General features: G+C 43.7%; 16 protein-coding genes. 7 read left to right on the top strand and 9 right to left on the bottom strand.

The genetic code is table 11. From position 1 onward, the window contains the following. Positions 1 to 20: 20 nt before the first annotated feature. From HC752_RS00615 to HC752_RS00600, 4 genes are read left to right on the top strand one after another with little or no spacing between them, the layout of a single operon-like run. A complete protein-coding gene (locus tag HC752_RS00615) occupies positions 21 to 1,820 on the top strand; it encodes a penicillin-binding protein activator (protein ID WP_190333149.1) in 1,800 nt (599 codons plus the stop codon). Continuing rightward, positions 1,807 to 2,175, top strand: a complete 369-nt coding sequence (locus tag HC752_RS00610; RefSeq protein ID WP_190333148.1) for a YraN family protein — start codon at positions 1,807 to 1,809, stop codon at positions 2,173 to 2,175. The genes HC752_RS00615 and HC752_RS00610 overlap by 14 nt, the downstream gene beginning before the upstream one ends. 3 nt (positions 2,176 to 2,178) lie before the next feature. Next, positions 2,179 to 2,769: a phosphoheptose isomerase gene (locus HC752_RS00605; protein WP_190333147.1), complete on the top strand. Its 591-nt coding sequence runs from the start codon at positions 2,179 to 2,181 to the stop codon at positions 2,767 to 2,769. Between the two features lie 39 nt (positions 2,770 to 2,808). Continuing rightward, on the top strand, positions 2,809 to 3,372 hold the full coding sequence (locus tag HC752_RS00600) for a BON domain-containing protein (RefSeq protein WP_190333146.1): 564 nt from the start codon (positions 2,809 to 2,811) through the stop codon (positions 3,370 to 3,372). Between the two features lie 112 nt (positions 3,373 to 3,484). Here HC752_RS00600 and sspB read toward each other — a convergent pair whose 3' ends face one another. The 8 genes from sspB to zapE all read right to left on the bottom strand — a co-directional run bounded on the left by sspB (position 3,485) and on the right by zapE (position 9,815). Beyond that, positions 3,485 to 3,967, bottom strand: a complete 483-nt coding sequence (sspB, locus tag HC752_RS00595) for a ClpXP protease specificity-enhancing factor (RefSeq protein WP_190333145.1) — start codon at positions 3,965 to 3,967, stop codon at positions 3,485 to 3,487. Continuing rightward, complete coding sequence (gene sspA, locus HC752_RS00590) at positions 3,967 to 4,602, bottom strand: stringent starvation protein SspA (protein ID WP_101112435.1); 636 nt, start codon at positions 4,600 to 4,602, stop codon at positions 3,967 to 3,969. The genes sspB and sspA overlap by 1 nt, the downstream gene beginning before the upstream one ends. 87 nt (positions 4,603 to 4,689) lie before the next feature. Then, positions 4,690 to 5,427: a cytochrome c1 gene (locus HC752_RS00585; RefSeq protein ID WP_190333144.1), complete on the bottom strand. Its 738-nt coding sequence runs from the start codon at positions 5,425 to 5,427 to the stop codon at positions 4,690 to 4,692. Then, a complete protein-coding gene (locus HC752_RS00580) occupies positions 5,424 to 6,689 on the bottom strand; it encodes a cytochrome b (RefSeq protein WP_190333143.1) in 1,266 nt (421 codons plus the stop codon). The genes HC752_RS00585 and HC752_RS00580 overlap by 4 nt, the downstream gene beginning before the upstream one ends. After that, positions 6,689 to 7,282: a ubiquinol-cytochrome c reductase iron-sulfur subunit gene (gene petA / locus HC752_RS00575; RefSeq protein ID WP_190333142.1), complete on the bottom strand. Its 594-nt coding sequence runs from the start codon at positions 7,280 to 7,282 to the stop codon at positions 6,689 to 6,691. Before petA ends, HC752_RS00580 begins: the two co-directional genes overlap by 1 nt. A gap of 334 nt (positions 7,283 to 7,616) precedes the next feature. Then, on the bottom strand, positions 7,617 to 8,009 hold the full coding sequence (gene rpsI / locus HC752_RS00570; RefSeq protein WP_101112439.1) for a 30S ribosomal protein S9: 393 nt from the start codon (positions 8,007 to 8,009) through the stop codon (positions 7,617 to 7,619). Positions 8,010 to 8,024: 15 nt separating this feature from the next. Then, positions 8,025 to 8,453: a 50S ribosomal protein L13 gene (gene rplM, locus HC752_RS00565; protein ID WP_190333141.1), complete on the bottom strand. Its 429-nt coding sequence runs from the start codon at positions 8,451 to 8,453 to the stop codon at positions 8,025 to 8,027. Positions 8,454 to 8,711: 258 nt separating this feature from the next. Then, positions 8,712 to 9,815: a cell division protein ZapE gene (zapE, locus tag HC752_RS00560; RefSeq protein ID WP_190333140.1), complete on the bottom strand. Its 1,104-nt coding sequence runs from the start codon at positions 9,813 to 9,815 to the stop codon at positions 8,712 to 8,714. Positions 9,816 to 10,080: 265 nt separating this feature from the next. Here zapE and zapG point away from each other — a divergent pair, with 265 nt between their 5' ends. The 3 genes from zapG to degS all read left to right on the top strand — a co-directional run bounded on the left by zapG (position 10,081) and on the right by degS (position 13,283). Then, entirely contained in the window at positions 10,081 to 10,527 is a 447-nt protein-coding gene (zapG, locus tag HC752_RS00555; protein WP_190333139.1) for a Z-ring associated protein ZapG, read from the top strand. 74 nt (positions 10,528 to 10,601) lie between these two features. Then, a complete protein-coding gene (locus HC752_RS00550; protein WP_190333428.1) occupies positions 10,602 to 11,969 on the top strand; it encodes a Do family serine endopeptidase in 1,368 nt (455 codons plus the stop codon). 252 nt (positions 11,970 to 12,221) lie between these two features. Continuing rightward, positions 12,222 to 13,283 carry an outer membrane-stress sensor serine endopeptidase DegS gene (degS, locus tag HC752_RS00545; RefSeq protein ID WP_190333138.1) on the top strand — a complete coding sequence of 354 codons (1,062 nt, stop codon included), beginning with the start codon at positions 12,222 to 12,224 and terminating at the stop codon, positions 13,281 to 13,283. 89 nt (positions 13,284 to 13,372) lie between these two features. On the opposite strand, the gene parC is transcribed toward degS, so the two are convergent. Then, positions 13,373 to 15,655 carry a DNA topoisomerase IV subunit A gene (gene parC, locus HC752_RS00540; RefSeq protein WP_190333137.1) on the bottom strand — a complete coding sequence of 761 codons (2,283 nt, stop codon included), beginning with the start codon at positions 15,653 to 15,655 and terminating at the stop codon, positions 13,373 to 13,375. Position 15,656: the final 1 nt, after the last annotated feature.

Genomic DNA, 15,656 nt, shown 5'->3' with positions numbered 1-15,656 from the left:
TATTTGTTTAACAAGAACTCATGGCTATGAAGCACCCGAATAAATTTAGTGTACCACGCCTTCTGACCCCTATCGCCTTGGCAGTGACTTTAGCAGCGTGTTCGACAACTTCACAAACACCGGTGAATATTGACGTTACGCAAGATCCTACGCAAAGTGCACAAGCCTATGTCATGCAAGCCGATATAGCGAAAGGTGGCATTCAAAATGATCTACTGATCATGGCATTAAAAGCAGCGTTGCAGGAAAATGATCTGGTCAGAGCCGATCATTTAGTAAAACGTCTCTCTAAGCAAGCTTTATCACCTGTTCAGATGGCTGAATGGCAAATATCCCAAGCGCAATGGCTCTTTCGCACTGGCAACGTTCAATCCGCTCTACAGAACCTGAATTATCAGCCTTGGTGGGAGTTAAGCAATGCTCAGTGGGTCGAGTACCATGAATTTCGAGCACAATTATTTGAATTGCTATCGGATCATTTAAATGCGAGTCGCGAGTACATCGCAGCAAATCTGTATTTGCCTCAAGATGCACAGACTCAAAACCATAAGAATATTTGGCTCAATCTGAACACTTACTCTGAGTACGATATTACGTCTTTAAAAGCAGAAGAAGGGGAAGCTGAATTACAAGGCTGGCTTCAACTTGCTGTTTATATGAAAACCATCTCGGGTAACCCAGCTCAACTCAAAAATACGTTAGCAGCTTGGTTTGAGGCAAATCCAGAACATCCAGCTAACGTTTATACACCTGATGACATCCAAGCCATTCTCGCCTTAGAGATCATCAAGCCCAAGAATACTGGGCTAGTATTGCCTCTCAGCGGCAAATATGGAAAGCAAGGTCAGTTGATACGTGACGGGTTCATTCATGCGATGATGGATGATTTTAATCGTGAAGATACGGCAACGCTGACGGTTCTAGATTCCGCGGCACTTTCAACCGATGAAATACTGCAAGAGCTTGAAAGACGTTATGTAGATTTTGTTGTTGGTCCACTGGTAAAAGATCAAGTGGAAGTGCTTCAGCAATCCACACAACTGCCGATGCTTGCGCTAAATATACCAGACGAAAAGTTACCCGAGACTCGTGTCTGTTATTTCACCCTCTCTCCAGAACAAGAAGTCGCTCAGGCAGCCAAACACCTATTTGCAAATGGATTCCAGTACCCACTGATCCTTGCTCCCACAGGGAGTTTTGGTGAACGAGTCACCCAAGCATTCAAATCTGAATGGGAAAAGTACAGTAACAACCCAGCCGCATTCAGCTATTTTGGTAACAAATCTCAGCTTCAAAAGAACATCAATTCCATCTTTGGTCTGGCAGACAGCCAAGCTCGTATTGCGCAGCTTAACCGCCTAATTAATCTTCAAACTGAGTCTCAGCCACGTAGCCGTCGAGATGTTGATGCGGTATATGTTGTGGCTAAAAGTTCCGAACTTGCGCTCATTAAACCTTTTATCGAAGTGGCCATCAATCCAGACACAACGCCTCCTAAGCTGTTTTCAAATTCGCGTAGCAATAGTGGGAAAAAGCGCCAGTATGAGGATTTAGGCGGTGTCGTATACAGCGATATTCCTATGCTCATTGAGCAAAACTCAACTTTAAAAGCACAACTCGAAGAAAACTGGCCAAAAAGTGGTAATGTAGAAAAACGCTTGCATGCGCTTGGAATGGACGCCTATAAACTCATCTTAGAGTTGCCACAAATGAAAGTTATGCCAGAATACTCCGTTAAGGGGCAAACTGGCACTCTAACCATTAATAACGAGTGTGTGGTTCAGCGCGAAGTTAGCTGGGCTGAGCATGAGTCTATTTAATCGTAGGGCGTTAGGTGAACGATACGAATCCTTTGCCAGTAGCTATCTTACTGGTAAAGGGTTAAAACCAATCGAATCTAACTTTAACACCAAAGTGGGTGAATTAGATTTGATCATGAAAGAACGCAACACGTTCGTGTTTGTTGAGGTAAAGTATCGTAAGCAAAGCCACTATGGGCACGCAGCGGAAATGGTCACACCAGCAAAACAACGAAAGCTGGTCAAAGCCGCTATGATATGGCTAAGCAAGAACAACTTATCTCCTTACGATACCGATTTCCGGTTTGACGTCATCGCCATTCATGATGAGGGACGCCAAGTTGAGTGGATAAAGAACGCGATAACTCAAGGATAATCAATGCTAGACAGCATTAAAGAAAGCTTTACAGAAAGTATTCAAATTCAAATTGCAGCAGCAGAAGCACTGCCTGATCACATTATGCATGCCACACAGGCAATGGTGACAACATTACTTAATGGCAATAAAATCCTTTGTTGTGGTAATGGTGGCTCAGCCTCAAATGCTCAACAATTTGTTTCTTGTCTTCTCAATCGTTTTGAAACTGAACGGCCGAGCCTACCAGCAATGGCACTTACGGCAGACAATACGACTCTAACCGCTGTCGCCAACGATTATCACTATCAAGAAATTTTTTCCAAACAAGTACGTGCATTTGGTCAAGCAGGGGATATTCTTCTCGCTATATCGACAAGCGGAAATAGCAAAAACGTCATCAAAGCAATGGAAGCAGCTGTAACTCGAGATATGACTATTATCGCGTTCACTGGTAAAGATGGCGGTGAGATGGCAGGGCTATTAGGTGAGTCGGATGTTGAAATTCGTATTCCTTCCCACCGTACGGCACGTATCCATGAAGTTCACATGGTAACCCTGCATTGTTTATGCGACCTTATCGATCAAGTACTCTTTCCATCGCATGATGAATAGCTAGATAACCTGCCATTCATTTTGACTAGAGGAACAGAAATGAAAAAATGGATTTTAACCGCAGCGTGCAGTTTTTGCCTTACTGGCTGCGCTGGATTGCTGGTTGCAGGCGCAGCAACCACCGCTAATATCGTTTCAGATACGCGTACCACTCAAGAGCAATGGCAAGATAGTCAATTGGAATTTGAGGTAGCGGGCATTGGGAATAAAGCCCCTTATACTGGAAACGTAAAAGCGACAGCCACCGCTTTTCGCGGTAAATTGATTCTCATCGGGCAGGCTGTTAGTCAAGATTATAAAGATCAGTTTGGTGCTAGAGTGTCCAATACTGAGGGAGTAGTAAGCGTATCTAATCAGTTGCGCGTTCGTCCACTACTCGATTTACAAACCATTACACACGACAGCTGGATTACCACCAAAGTGAAAGCCAGTTTGATTGCTAACAAGAACCTGACAACGGTAAAAATCAAAGTCATCACTGAAAATGGGGAAGTTTTCTTACTTGGGTATGTTACACCAGAGCAAGCCGATATTGCGACCGACATCGCTCGTAATATATCCGGTGTAAAGCAAGTTATTCGAGCTTTTGAAATAACTGAATAACTTTGGTTCTGGGTAATGGCTGAACCCAAATGAATTGATCTTTTTATCTCAAATAAAAAGCAGCGAAAGTTCGCTGCTTTTTTGTATTCGTTAGAGAATAGAAACGGAGTAACTATTTGACGACTCTTAAGCTAGGGCGACCTTTCGGTCTTGCAGGTGACGGAGTATCTGGGGACTCTTCATGCTCGGATTTTGCAGTGCTGTCAACAACATCAAATCCAATATCTTCAGAGTTTTCCTCAACAATACCTTCCTCTGCATCTATGTAGCCTTCTTCAGGTTCAAACATAGTTCCTGCACCGTTCTCACGAGCATATATCGCATGCACTGCGTAAAGAGGTGCGATGACAGAATGAGGTTTACCGCCAAAACGGGCATTAAAAGTAATTGCATCATTGCCCATTTCCAAGTTACCTACCGCACGTGGAGCAATATTCAAAATGATTTGACCATCTTGAATAAACTCTTCAGGAACTCGAACACCAGGCAACGTAGCATCAACAACTAAGTGTGGGGTTAAGTCGTTATCAACCAACCACTCATAAAATGCACGTACCAAATAAGGGCGACGAGGCGTCATTCTATCTATATCCATTAACGAACCAAACGCATTTCACGTTCAGCTTCTGTTAAAGAAGCTAAGAATGAATCACGCTCAAATACGCGATTCATGTAAATCTTAAGTTCTTTCGAACCAGGTCCAATCAAATCAATGCCTAAAGTAGGTAAACGCCATAGAAGCGGAGCCAAGTAGCAATCGATTAAGCTGAACTCTTCACTCATGAAGTATTCGTATTCTGCAAAAATTGGAGCAAGAGTAAGTAGATCATTACGCAATTTAGTGCGAGCAGATTCGGCTTCTTCAGCGTTCCCTTTCTGTACCTTTTCTGCCAAAGAATACCAGTTGTTCTCAATACGGAACATCATCAAACGGCTGTTCCCACGGGCAACAGGGTAGACAGGCATCAATGGCGGGTGCGGGAAACGCTCGTCCAGATACTCCATGATAATCTTGGAGTTATATAGTGCTAGTTCACGGTCAACCAAGGTTGGCACTGTCTTATAAGGGTTTAGTTCGATAAGCTCACTTGGTAAGTTTGCTTCATCAACCAGTTCAACTTCGAAACTCACCCCTTTCTCAGCCAGAACAATACGAACCTGGTGGCTGTACATATCAGAAGCACTAGAAAATAGAGTCATCACGGAACGTTTATTGGCAGCTACAGCCATTGAGCCCTCCAGCACACTTAAAAATAAAAAAACAATGGAGACCAACTGTCTCCATTGTAGAAAAATTAGCGATAGATTATAGCATGATTAGTGAACATCACGCCAATACTCTTTCTTGAGGAAAACTACCACTATTGTCAGAAGGACAAGGAATGCCAAAGCCCACCACCCCATGGCATGACGCTCAAGTTTGACTGGATCACCAGAATACTCCAAGAAGTTCACTAAATCCCTAACAGCATCGTCATACTCCGTTGGACTAAGCTCTCCGCGACCGTCAGTTTCGATTCGGGCAATCACCTGCTTTTCTTGACCATCGACAGTGCGTGTTTCATACACTGCTGTTGGAACCCCCTGCAATTCTTCAAGTACATGAGGCATGCCTACGCTTGGAAACACAACATTGTTCACTCCAAAAGGACGTGATGGATCAGCGTAGAAAGAACGAAGATAGGTGTATAGCCAATCCGCTCCACGAACTCGTGCAACTAAGGTCAAATCAGGTGGTGGCGCACCAAACCAATTACCAGCTTGCTTATCTGGAATCGCGTTTTCCATTAAAGAACCGATTTTAACTTCCGGATCGAAAATCAAATATTCCTTCATAAGATCGAGAGGGATATCAAGATCTGTGGCTACTCGCTCATAGCGCTGATACTGAGTTGAATGACAGCCCGCGCAATAGTTCATAAACAGCTTCGCACCATTTTGCAGAGAAGCTTTATCACTTAAATCGTTGTTCGCTTTGTCTACTGGTACATTACTACCTGCAGCCATCACTAAAGACGGCATCAAAGCAAAAAGCATTACAATCCACTTTTTCATTTGAACGTCACCCTCTCTGGTAATGGTTTCGTGGCTTCATTTTTACTGTAGAAGTACAGCAACACAAAGAACATGAAATAACCCAAGCTAAAGATCTGTGCCATTAGTGTGTAAGTAGGCGTAGCTGGTAAAGCACCTAGTACACCCAATACGATAAAACAGATAGTGAACTGTATAATATTGAATAAATGGAACTTACTACGATAACGGTAAGAACGCACTTTACAACGATCAAGCCATGGAAGCAGGAACAAGACGACAATCGATGCCCCCATCGCAACCACACCTAATAACTTATCAGGTACAGCACGTAATATGGCGTAGAAAGGTGTGAAGTACCAAACTGGCGCAATCAGTTCTGGTGTTTTCAACGGATTTGCTGCTTCGAAGTTAGGTGGCTCAAGGAAATAACCTCCCATTTCCGGATTAAAGAACAATACGTAGCAGAACAGGAATAAGAACCCTGCAACGCCTACTAAATCTTTTACTGTTCCATACGGATGAAAAGGTACCGAATCAATAATGTCGTATTTATTACTATAATAGTCATGGAATTTGAACTGCGTCTTGTAATCCTCACCCATGCTGCCTTTCGGCAGTTTGGTTTCGATACCATCAGGGTTATTCGATCCCACTTCATGCAGCGCTAAAATATGCAATACAACTAAAAGCAGCAATACAATAGGTAATGCAATCACGTGAAGCGCAAAGAAACGATTGAGCGTCGCACCAGAAATAACGTAGTCACCACGAATCCAAAGCGTTAAATCATCCCCGATAACAGGGATTGCACCAAACAACGAAATAATTACCTGTGCTCCCCAATACGACATCTGTCCCCAAGGAAGTAAATACCCCATAAAGGCTTCAGCCATAAGCACGAGGAAGATCAACATACCGAAGATCCACAGTAACTCACGAGGCTTCTGATAAGAACCGTAAATGAGACCACGGAACATGTGGAGGTAAACCACAACAAAAAATGCAGACGCACCAGTTGAGTGCATGTAGCGAAGAAGCCAGCCATACTCAACATCTCGCATGATGTATTCAACAGAAGCAAACGCACCATCACCAGACGGCACGTAGTTCATTGTCAACCAGATACCCGTTAAGATCTGATTAACCAAAACCAACATTGCTAAAGAACCGAAAAGATACCAGAAATTGAAGTTCTTTGGCATGGGGTATTCAGAAAGGTGCTTTTTATAAGCATTCATTGCTGGTAGGCGTTTTTCTACCCAATCAAGTATCGCTTGCATTAGGCTTCCCCTCCTTCATCAACCCCGATAATAATCTTAGAGTCGGTCAAGTATGTGTGTTTGGGAACAACCAAGTTCAATGGAGCTGGTACTCCTTGAAATACTCGTCCCGCCATATCAAACTTTGAACCATGGCATGGACAAAAGAACCCAGATTTAACTCCTTGCACCTGCTCGCTAAAACTCTCTGGCAGGTAAGTTGGAGAACAACCTAAATGAGTACATATCCCTACTGCGACAAAATACTCTGGCTTGATAGACCGATACGCATTTTGCGCATAAGAAGGTTGCTGCTCCTCCGATGAATCCGGATCTCGAAGCTGCCCGTCCAACGCCTTAAGTTCTTCAACAACAGAACTTGAACGACGAACCACCCAAACAGGCTTGCCTCGCCATTCAACACGAACCATTTGACCTTCTTCCAGCTTCCCAATTTCAACTTCAACAGGAGCTCCAGCGGCCTTAGCTTTGGCGCTAGGATTCCAAGATTTAATAAAAGGAACGGCGACAGCGATACTCCCAACAGCACCCACAACTGCAGTTGTGGCTGTTAGGAAACGCCGGCGTCCGTTATTTATAGGCGCATTGCTCATCCAACATTCTCCCATTTGCTCCCAGTGCCTTATTATTTTCCGACTTCCAAAAGAGCATGGCTTAAAATTACGCGTTTTTTATACTTATTTGCCTAATAAATGATAAATAAAACCCTACTTTTTGACAAGGTAATACTACTTTTTTGTAACAAATGTGAGTGAAAGTGGCGATTACATCACAAAAGATAAGGATATTAAAAAAATGTAGCGTAAGAAGAAAGAGTTACAAGAAATTTTCAGGAAATAAATAAACAAAAAGCCCGGTATAAATACCGAGCTTTTGGTGCCCACAATCCAGTAAAACTGGAGCGGTAACTTTCTGATTAGAGAAAGATTAACGCTTAGAGAATTGTGGACGACGACGTGCTTTACGTAGACCAACTTTCTTACGCTCAACGCAACGAGCGTCGCGAGTAACGTAACCAGCTGCACGTAGCGCAGGACGTAAAGACTCATCGTACTCCATAAGAGCACGAGTAATGCCGTGACGGATAGCGCCAGCTTGACCAGAAATACCACCACCAGAAACAGTGATGTATAGGTCTAGCTTCTCAGTCAATTCAACTAGCTCAAGTGGTTGACGAACAACCATGCGAGAAGTTTCACGACCGAAGTAAACATCAAGGCTACGCTTGTTGATTACAATTTCACCGCTGCCTGGTTTGATGAAAACACGAGCTGCTGAGCTTTTGCGACGACCAGTGCCGTAGTATTGATTCTCTGCCATTTTCATAATCCCCGATTAGATGTCTAGTACTTGTGGTTGTTGAGCAGCATGGTTGTGCTCAGCGCCAGCGTAAACTTTCAGCTTACGGTACATAGCACGGCCAAGAGGACCACGTGGTAACATGCCTTTAACCGCAAGTTCAATAGCCATTTCAGGTTTACGATCGATCAACTTTTCAAAAGTGATAGATTTTAGACCACCTGGGAACTCAGAGTGACGGTAGTACACTTTACCTTTAGCTTTGTTACCAGTAACAGCAACTTTCTCAGCGTTAACAACGATGATGTAATCACCAGTGTCTACGTGAGGAGTGTATTCTGCCTTATGCTTGCCGCGTAGACGAGATGCAATTTCACTTGCAAGACGACCCAGAGTTTTACCTTCTGCATCGACAACATACCAGTCGCGTTTTACAGTTTCTGGTTTAGCAACGAAAGTTTTCATGCTAATAATTACCTATTAAAAAAATTTACACTTAAGGAACAATTACTTGCTCCCACTGTCTGAAAGCTCCATGCATCACCCCTTCGAGTGTTGGAAACTCTCGGCATAGCTACTTATTATGTGTAGCTAGAGGCTCGCAGTAACGGTAGGTCGCAGGATTATAGAGAAGAGTGAGGAAAAAATCACCTTTTTTTCTCTAAAAAGATCATTTTTTTCCTCTTTGGGAAGGGAATCGGCAAATTACCTATTTTTCTGATACTAAGGTAAGTGTTCTTTAGCCAAATAATCATGACTTTGCATCTCAATTAGACGCGACTGACAACGTTTAAATTCGAAGTTCAAATGCCCTTCTGTATAGAGTTCCTCCAATGCCACTTCCGAAGAAATAATGAGTTTTACATTCCTTTCATAAAACTCGTCGACTAACGCTATAAACCGTCTCGCAGCATCGTCATTATTTTTGCCCATTTGCTTCACGCCACTCAATAATACGGTGTGATATTCTCGAGACATTTCAATGTAATCATTTTGACTTCTCATCGATTCACACAGCTGCTCGAACGTTGCCATCAGCACATCATCATGAACATTAATGACGTCAATTTTTCTGTGATTCACTTCTATTTGAGTGACGCTTTGATGCCCCTCACCAACCAACTGCCGATAATATCGATTCAAATTAATTGTGGCATCATCATCTAACGGAAAATGGAAAATTTCTGCTTGCTCAAGGGTTCGAAGCCGATAATCAATACCACTGTCGACATTAAGTACATCGCAGTGCTTTTCAATTAACGCGATAGCGGGTAAAAAGCGAGCCCTTTGCAAGCCATTTCGATACAGCTCTTGTGGTGGAATGTTAGACGTGGCGACAAGAACGACATTTCTCGCAAACAACGCCTGCATCAATGTGCCTAGAATCATCGCATCGGTAATATCCGATACAAAAAATTCATCAAAACAAATGATGTCAGCTTCAGACTTGAGCACATCAGCAACCTTCTCTAGAGGATCGGCGACGTCATTTAATGCTTTTAGCTCAAAGTGAACTCGATACATAAAGCGGTGAAAATGAACCCTCAATTTCTTCTCAGTAGGCAAAGCATCAAAAAATGTATCCATTAGATACGTTTTTCCACGCCCTACCCCGCCCCAAAAATACACACCATTTGGTGGTTCTGGTTTTTGAGGCTTTTTCCCAATCCATTTTTGCCAAGTAGAGAGGAGTTCGACTGGGGTATTCAAATAGTCTTGAAATTGATGATATAAATTGTCCAATCTTTCAACAGCACGTTGCTGAGCAAGATCAACCGAAAAACCGTTTTTTTCTATATCTTCTTGATATCTAAGCTTAGGTGTCATTGGAAACTTACGTTAATTATTGTTCATTAATCGTGTTGATATTATTACGATTATAGCGGCTTGAAAGAGTTGCGACATGTCGTTTTTTTGTTCTCAGTATAAGACGCTTTCTCTTTATCGTACTTTGAACTCATAGTACCATGCCCCTTCGACTGTGTAACACACCAATAACAAATAGAGCTTCAAAGGTGACTTGGTCTCTGCAATTGAATTCCCAAAAATTCAGCCAAACACAGCTTACCGTAACGATGATAAAGGAGCATTTATGCCTGAGATGTATATTGTCATTGGGATTGTAATCGGATTAGTTGCCGGTTACTTTCTGGCAAAACTGATGACACCGGATGTGAATAAACAAAAATCTATTCAAAAAGATTTAGAGAAATCCAAATTCGAATTAGAGCAACAAAGACAAGAACTTGCCGATCACTTTGCTCAAACAGCGGAAATGTTAGATGTACTAGGAAAAGACTATACTAAACTCTATCAGCATATGGCGAAAACCTCGGTAGAACTGTTGCCTAATGTCCCCGAACAAGATAATCCATTTGTTAAAAAGATAGCCCAACATACTGAAGAAGAAACCATTTCTAAAGGAATCACTCAAGAAGCACCTAAAGATTATGCACACGGCGCAACGGGTCTCTTGAAAGATCAAGAGAAAGAAGTCATCAACACTCCTACCGATGAACCCTCTCCAAAAGTGTCATGACTTGAAAAATAGATGATTGAACTTTATGTAGATTACTTAGTCATAATTTTCACCTATCAAAGAGGAGCCTTATGATGAAAAAACCTTTGCTTGTTTTAAGTGCATTAACATTAAGCTTAAGTTCAATCATCGCACCACTGCCCGCTACCGCGGCATTGCCAGTGGCGGTTAGCGGTGATCAGTTACCTAGCCTTGCACCCATGCTGGAAAAAGTCACCCCAGCGGTTGTAAGCATTGCCGTCGAAGGCAAAGAAGTTGCTACTCAACGTGTTCCAGAAGCATTTCGATTCTTTTTTGGTCCGGAATTTCCTACGGAACAAGTGCAAAAACGTCCATTCCGCGGATTGGGCTCTGGCGTCATCATAGATGCTGAAAAAGGGCACATTGTCACTAACTATCACGTAATCAAAGGCGCCGACGATATCCGCGTCCAATTGTACGATGGTCGCGAATACGATGCTGAGCTCATCGGAGGCGATGAAATGTCGGATGTGGCATTGCTCAAATTAGAGAAGTCAGAAAACCTTACCCAGATAGCATTAGCAGATTCCGACAAATTGCGTGTTGGCGACTTTACCGTTGCTATAGGCAATCCATTTGGATTGGGTCAAACCGTGACTTCTGGCATTGTGTCCGCTCTTGGACGCTCTGGCTTAAACTTACAGAATTTTGAGAACTTCATCCAAACCGATGCCGCCATTAATAGTGGTAACTCTGGTGGAGCCTTGGTGAACCTAAATGGTGAACTGATTGGCATTAACACAGCAATATTGGGACCAAACGGTGGTAATGTTGGTATTGGATTCGCAATTCCTGCCAATATGATGAAAAGCCTGACACGGCAAATACTGGAGTTTGGTCAAGTTAAGCGAGGCTTACTCGGCATTCAAGGAAGTGAAATCACATCCGAGCTCGCTGAGGCTCTTGGCTATGAGTCCAATAAAGGTGCATTCGTAAGCCAGGTTGTTCCTGAAAGCGCAGCAGATGAAGCGGGGCTGGAAGCGGGTGACGTTATTGTTTCTTTAAACGGCAAATCCATCAGTACTTTTAATGAACTTCGAGCAAAAATAGCAACGCTAGGTTCCGGTAAAGAAGTCACCATTGGCGTCATTCGAGACGGTAAAAACAAAATATTTGAAGCAACTCTGCAAGAAGCCGGTGACAATAAGACACGTGCAAACAAACTGCATAAAGGTCTTGCTGGTGCGGAGCTATCAAACACAGATAGCAACGACCCACTGTCTGGGGTGAAAGTCACCAAAGTTGAAAAAGGCTCACCTGCAGATGCTTATCAGTTAAAAGAAGGTGATGTTATCATTGGTGTTAACCGTACTCGCGTTAAAAACCTTGGGCAGTTAAGAACGCTCTTGGAAGACAAACCCAATGTACTTGCACTGAATATTCAACGAGGCGAAAGAACGCTCTATCTCGTTGTAAGATAATTCTTGCGGCTGGATAAGCCCTTATTATTGAGTAACTTATTGATATTAAAATAGAACTTATTATTTAACAAACAACATTTCTAAAAAGGGAGCAAATTTACTGCTTCCTTTTTTACGCCTGCTCTATCTGAGCTAACAGACAACTGGCATAGCCAACACTGGCATCCGCTAGCTATTCAGTGCTATGCTTTCCCTTTTAATACAAATCAAATTCTTATGGGGTTTTCCCCTTATACCCACTCTGAGGATAGTATGTGGACAACCCTTTTACGCTCTTCATTCATAGGACTCATCACTGCAGGTTTACTTCTTGCGGTATTGCCATCACTACGAACGGCTGCGGTAGAAGCCACGATAAATAACACGCCAGCGAATATCGAAGATCTTCAAGTCTCGTTCAGTCATGCTGTACGTAGAGCGAGCCCCGCCGTAGTCAACATTTATACGAGCAAGCCAAATAATGGTGACAGGAATAGGATTAAGCAAGATCTCGGATCTGGCGTCATTGTAAGTAAAAAAGGTTACATCATTACGAACTATCATGTCATCGCTCAGGCTGCCGAAATAACGGTAGCCTTGCAAGATGGTCGATACTTCTCCGCTCAACTGGTCGGTAAAGATCGCAGAACAGACATCGCTGTCTTGCGTATCGAAGGGGGAAATCTACCTGTTATCCCTCTAAATCCGAACTATCAAGAAAAAGTCGGCGACGTCGTTCTTGCGATAGGTAACCCGTATAACTTAGGGCAAACCACCACTTTTGGTATCATTTCGGCGATAGAACGCTTTGCTATCAGCGCAGATGGTCGTCAGCCCTTTATACAAACGGATGCGGCAATCAACAAAGGTAATTCAGGTGGCGCTTTGGTGAACACCAAAGGGGAATTAGTTGGTATTAATACGGCTTCATTTCAGCAAGCAACGAACACCAATACTTATGGGATTTCATTTGCCATACCGTATTTTTTAGCTGATCGGGTAATGGCAAAAATCATCGCGGATGGTCGAGTCATTCGTGGTTACATTGGTATTAGTGGCCAAGACATCACTTCCATCTCATCCAGAATACTTGGGGCGGAATACGTCGGCGGAATCATAGTAATGAGTGTGGATGTGGGAGGTCCCGCAGAAAAAGCGGGGATTAGAGTAAAAGACATCATACTTGAAATTGGTGGTGAAAAAGTTAACGGAAAAGAAGGTGTGTTGGAAATCGTAACGGGGCTTCGCCCTGGTACTGAAGTAGAAATGACCGTGCTTCGTAAAGGTGAAAAAGTAACACTCAATGTACTCGTTGGTGACGACCCGCAAGGTTAAAAGACGAGCTTCCCCTCTAGATCAATCTATACACTAAACAAAAAACGCACCAAACCAAAACCCCCTAGTTTAAAACTAGGGGGGAGGCATTATTCACTGTCTGATTCAGGATCAGATAGCTGAGCGCTACTCTCAATTTCAATTCGAGTCACGCGCTGTAAACCTCGTGGTAACAAGCCACCTCTTCGACCTCGCTCTCCTCGGAAATTATCTAAGTCAGCCGGTTTCAAACCGAGCTTCCGCTTACCCGCGTACAGCGTGATAGATACCCCACTTGGCAGAGCCATTAGATGAGAAACCGTTTCTTCCCGCTCTTTGGCTTTTGCTGAAGGGATATTAATGATCTTATTCCCTTTGCCCTTGCTGAGTTGGGGTAAATCTTTAATAGCAAATATCAGCATTCGACCTTGATTGGTGATCGCGAGGATCTCGTCATTATCCAGATCAGAAATAGCACTTGGCGTCATGACTTCAGAATTCTGAGGCAGATTCACCAGCGCCTTACCGCTTCGGTTTTTAGAAAGCAAGTCCGCGCCTTTGCACACAAACCCATAACCAGCATCTGAACCAACGAGCCAGAGCTGATCTTCCTCGCCCATGATCACTTGGCTAATGGTTGTACCCGCAGTAATGTTCAAGCGACCAGTGATAGGCTCGCCTTGGCTCCGCGCAGAAGGCAATGAATGGGATTCGAGCGAATAACTGCGACCGTCTGTACCAAGAAAAACGGCTTGTTGATTACTTTTACCGCGAGCGTGAGCTAGATAATTGTCACCCGATTTATAATTCAAGCTTTCACAATCAACATCATGACCTTTAGCATGACGTATCCAGCCTTTTTCCGAAAGAACCACGGTGATTGGTTCGCTCGGCATCAGGTCTCGCTCGGTCAACGCTTTTGCTTCTTCACGCTCAACAATGGGCGAACGACGATCATCACCGTATTTCTCAGCGTCGGCTTTGATCTCTTTTTTAATCAATGTGTTCAAGCGGCGCTCAGAGCCGAGAAGCTGTTCCAGTTTCTCACGTTCTTTTTCTAACTCTTCTTGCTCGCCACGGATCTTCATTTCTTCGAGCTTGGCAAGATGACGAAGTTTCGTATCGAGGATCGCATCGGCTTGAATTTCAGTGATACCAAAACGAGTCATCAGCACCGCTTTTGGATCGTCTTCCGTTCGGATAATTTCGATCACTTCATCAAGATTCAAATAGGCGATCAGCAAACCTTCCAAGATGTGCAAACGTGCCAACACTTTATCTAAACGATATTGCAACCTGCGACGAACCGTTTCACGACGAAATTCGATCCACTCTTTCAGGATCATCACCAGCCCTTTCACTTGTGGGCGGTTATCCAAGCCAATCATGTTTAAGTTAACACGATAACTTTTTTCCAAATCCGTAGAAGCAAACAAATGATTCATCAATTGATCGCAGTCCACCCGATTCGATCTGGGGACGATGACAATACGAGTTGGATTTTCGTGATCAGATTCATCACGAAGATCATCAACCATCGGAAGTTTCTTCGCTCGCATCTGATTGGCGATCTGTTCGAGTAGTTTTGCACCTGAGACTTGATGAGGCAAAGAGGTGATGACGATCTCACCATTCTCTCTGTTCCACACCGCGCGCATTTTAATGCTACCGCGACCATTGCGGTAAATCTTCTCGATTTCAGCTTTCGGAGAAATGATCTCCGCTTCCGTCGGATAGTCCGGTCCTTGGACATCTTGCATGATGTCTGCCAGTTCCAGCTTAGGGTTATCAATTAGCTTAATGGTGGCATCCGCCACTTCACGTACGTTGTGTGGCGGGATATCTGTCGCCATACCAACCGCAATCCCCGTCACACCGTTCAGGAGAATATGAGGCAGCCTTGCAGGCAACATTTGAGGCTCTTTCATCGTGCCATCAAAGTTGGGTTGCCATTCAACGGTTCCTTGCCCTAATTCTCCAAGCAGCACTTCCGCAAACTTGGACAATTTGGCTTCGGTATATCGCATCGCAGCGAAGGATTTCGGGTCATCCGGCGCTCCCCAGTTCCCCTGACCATCAACCAACGGGTAACGATAGGAGAACGGTTGCGCCATCAATACCATGGCTTCATAACAGGCAGAATCACCGTGGGGGTGATATTTACCCAACACATCGCCCACAGTACGCGCCGATTTTTTGTATTTAGACGCAGCGGATAAACCGAGCTCCGACATGGCATAAATAATGCGTCGCTGAACCGGTTTTAAACCGTCGCCAATATAGGGCAATGCACGATCCATGATGACGTACATGGAGTAGTTTAGATAGGCATCTTCAGTAAATCTGCGCATCGGCAGCTGTTCAACGCCATCGTATGTTATTTCTGTCGACATC

Origin of the sequence: Vibrio sp. S9_S30 (assembly GCF_014694455.1) — a bacterium.
Lineage (GTDB): Bacteria > Pseudomonadota > Gammaproteobacteria > Enterobacterales > Vibrionaceae > Vibrio.
The sequence above is the reverse complement of the archived record's forward strand: the minus strand, read 5'-3'. Positions and strand labels throughout refer to the sequence as shown.

Coding starts and splice junctions, on each gene's coding strand:
- petA (WP_190333142.1), bottom strand. CDS start 7,282: ATGAGCAATGCGCCTATAAATAACGGACGCCGGCGTTTCCTAACAGCC.
- HC752_RS00585 (WP_190333144.1), bottom strand. CDS start 5,427: ATGAAAAAGTGGATTGTAATGCTTTTTGCTTTGATGCCGTCTTTAGTG.
- HC752_RS00615 (WP_190333149.1), top strand. CDS start 21: ATGGCTATGAAGCACCCGAATAAATTTAGTGTACCACGCCTTCTGACC.
- zapE (WP_190333140.1), bottom strand. CDS start 9,815: ATGACACCTAAGCTTAGATATCAAGAAGATATAGAAAAAAACGGTTTT.
- HC752_RS00610 (WP_190333148.1), top strand. CDS start 1,807: ATGAGTCTATTTAATCGTAGGGCGTTAGGTGAACGATACGAATCCTTT.
- rpsI (WP_101112439.1), bottom strand. CDS start 8,009: ATGGCAGAGAATCAATACTACGGCACTGGTCGTCGCAAAAGCTCAGCA.
- sspB (WP_190333145.1), bottom strand. CDS start 3,967: ATGGATATAGATAGAATGACGCCTCGTCGCCCTTATTTGGTACGTGCA.
- HC752_RS00605 (WP_190333147.1), top strand. CDS start 2,179: ATGCTAGACAGCATTAAAGAAAGCTTTACAGAAAGTATTCAAATTCAA.
- parC (WP_190333137.1), bottom strand. CDS start 15,655: ATGTCGACAGAAATAACATACGATGGCGTTGAACAGCTGCCGATGCGC.
- HC752_RS00550 (WP_190333428.1), top strand. CDS start 10,602: ATGAAAAAACCTTTGCTTGTTTTAAGTGCATTAACATTAAGCTTAAGT.
- rplM (WP_190333141.1), bottom strand. CDS start 8,453: ATGAAAACTTTCGTTGCTAAACCAGAAACTGTAAAACGCGACTGGTAT.
- degS (WP_190333138.1), top strand. CDS start 12,222: ATGTGGACAACCCTTTTACGCTCTTCATTCATAGGACTCATCACTGCA.
- zapG (WP_190333139.1), top strand. CDS start 10,081: ATGCCTGAGATGTATATTGTCATTGGGATTGTAATCGGATTAGTTGCC.
- HC752_RS00580 (WP_190333143.1), bottom strand. CDS start 6,689: ATGCAAGCGATACTTGATTGGGTAGAAAAACGCCTACCAGCAATGAAT.
- sspA (WP_101112435.1), bottom strand. CDS start 4,602: ATGGCTGTAGCTGCCAATAAACGTTCCGTGATGACTCTATTTTCTAGT.
- HC752_RS00600 (WP_190333146.1), top strand. CDS start 2,809: ATGAAAAAATGGATTTTAACCGCAGCGTGCAGTTTTTGCCTTACTGGC.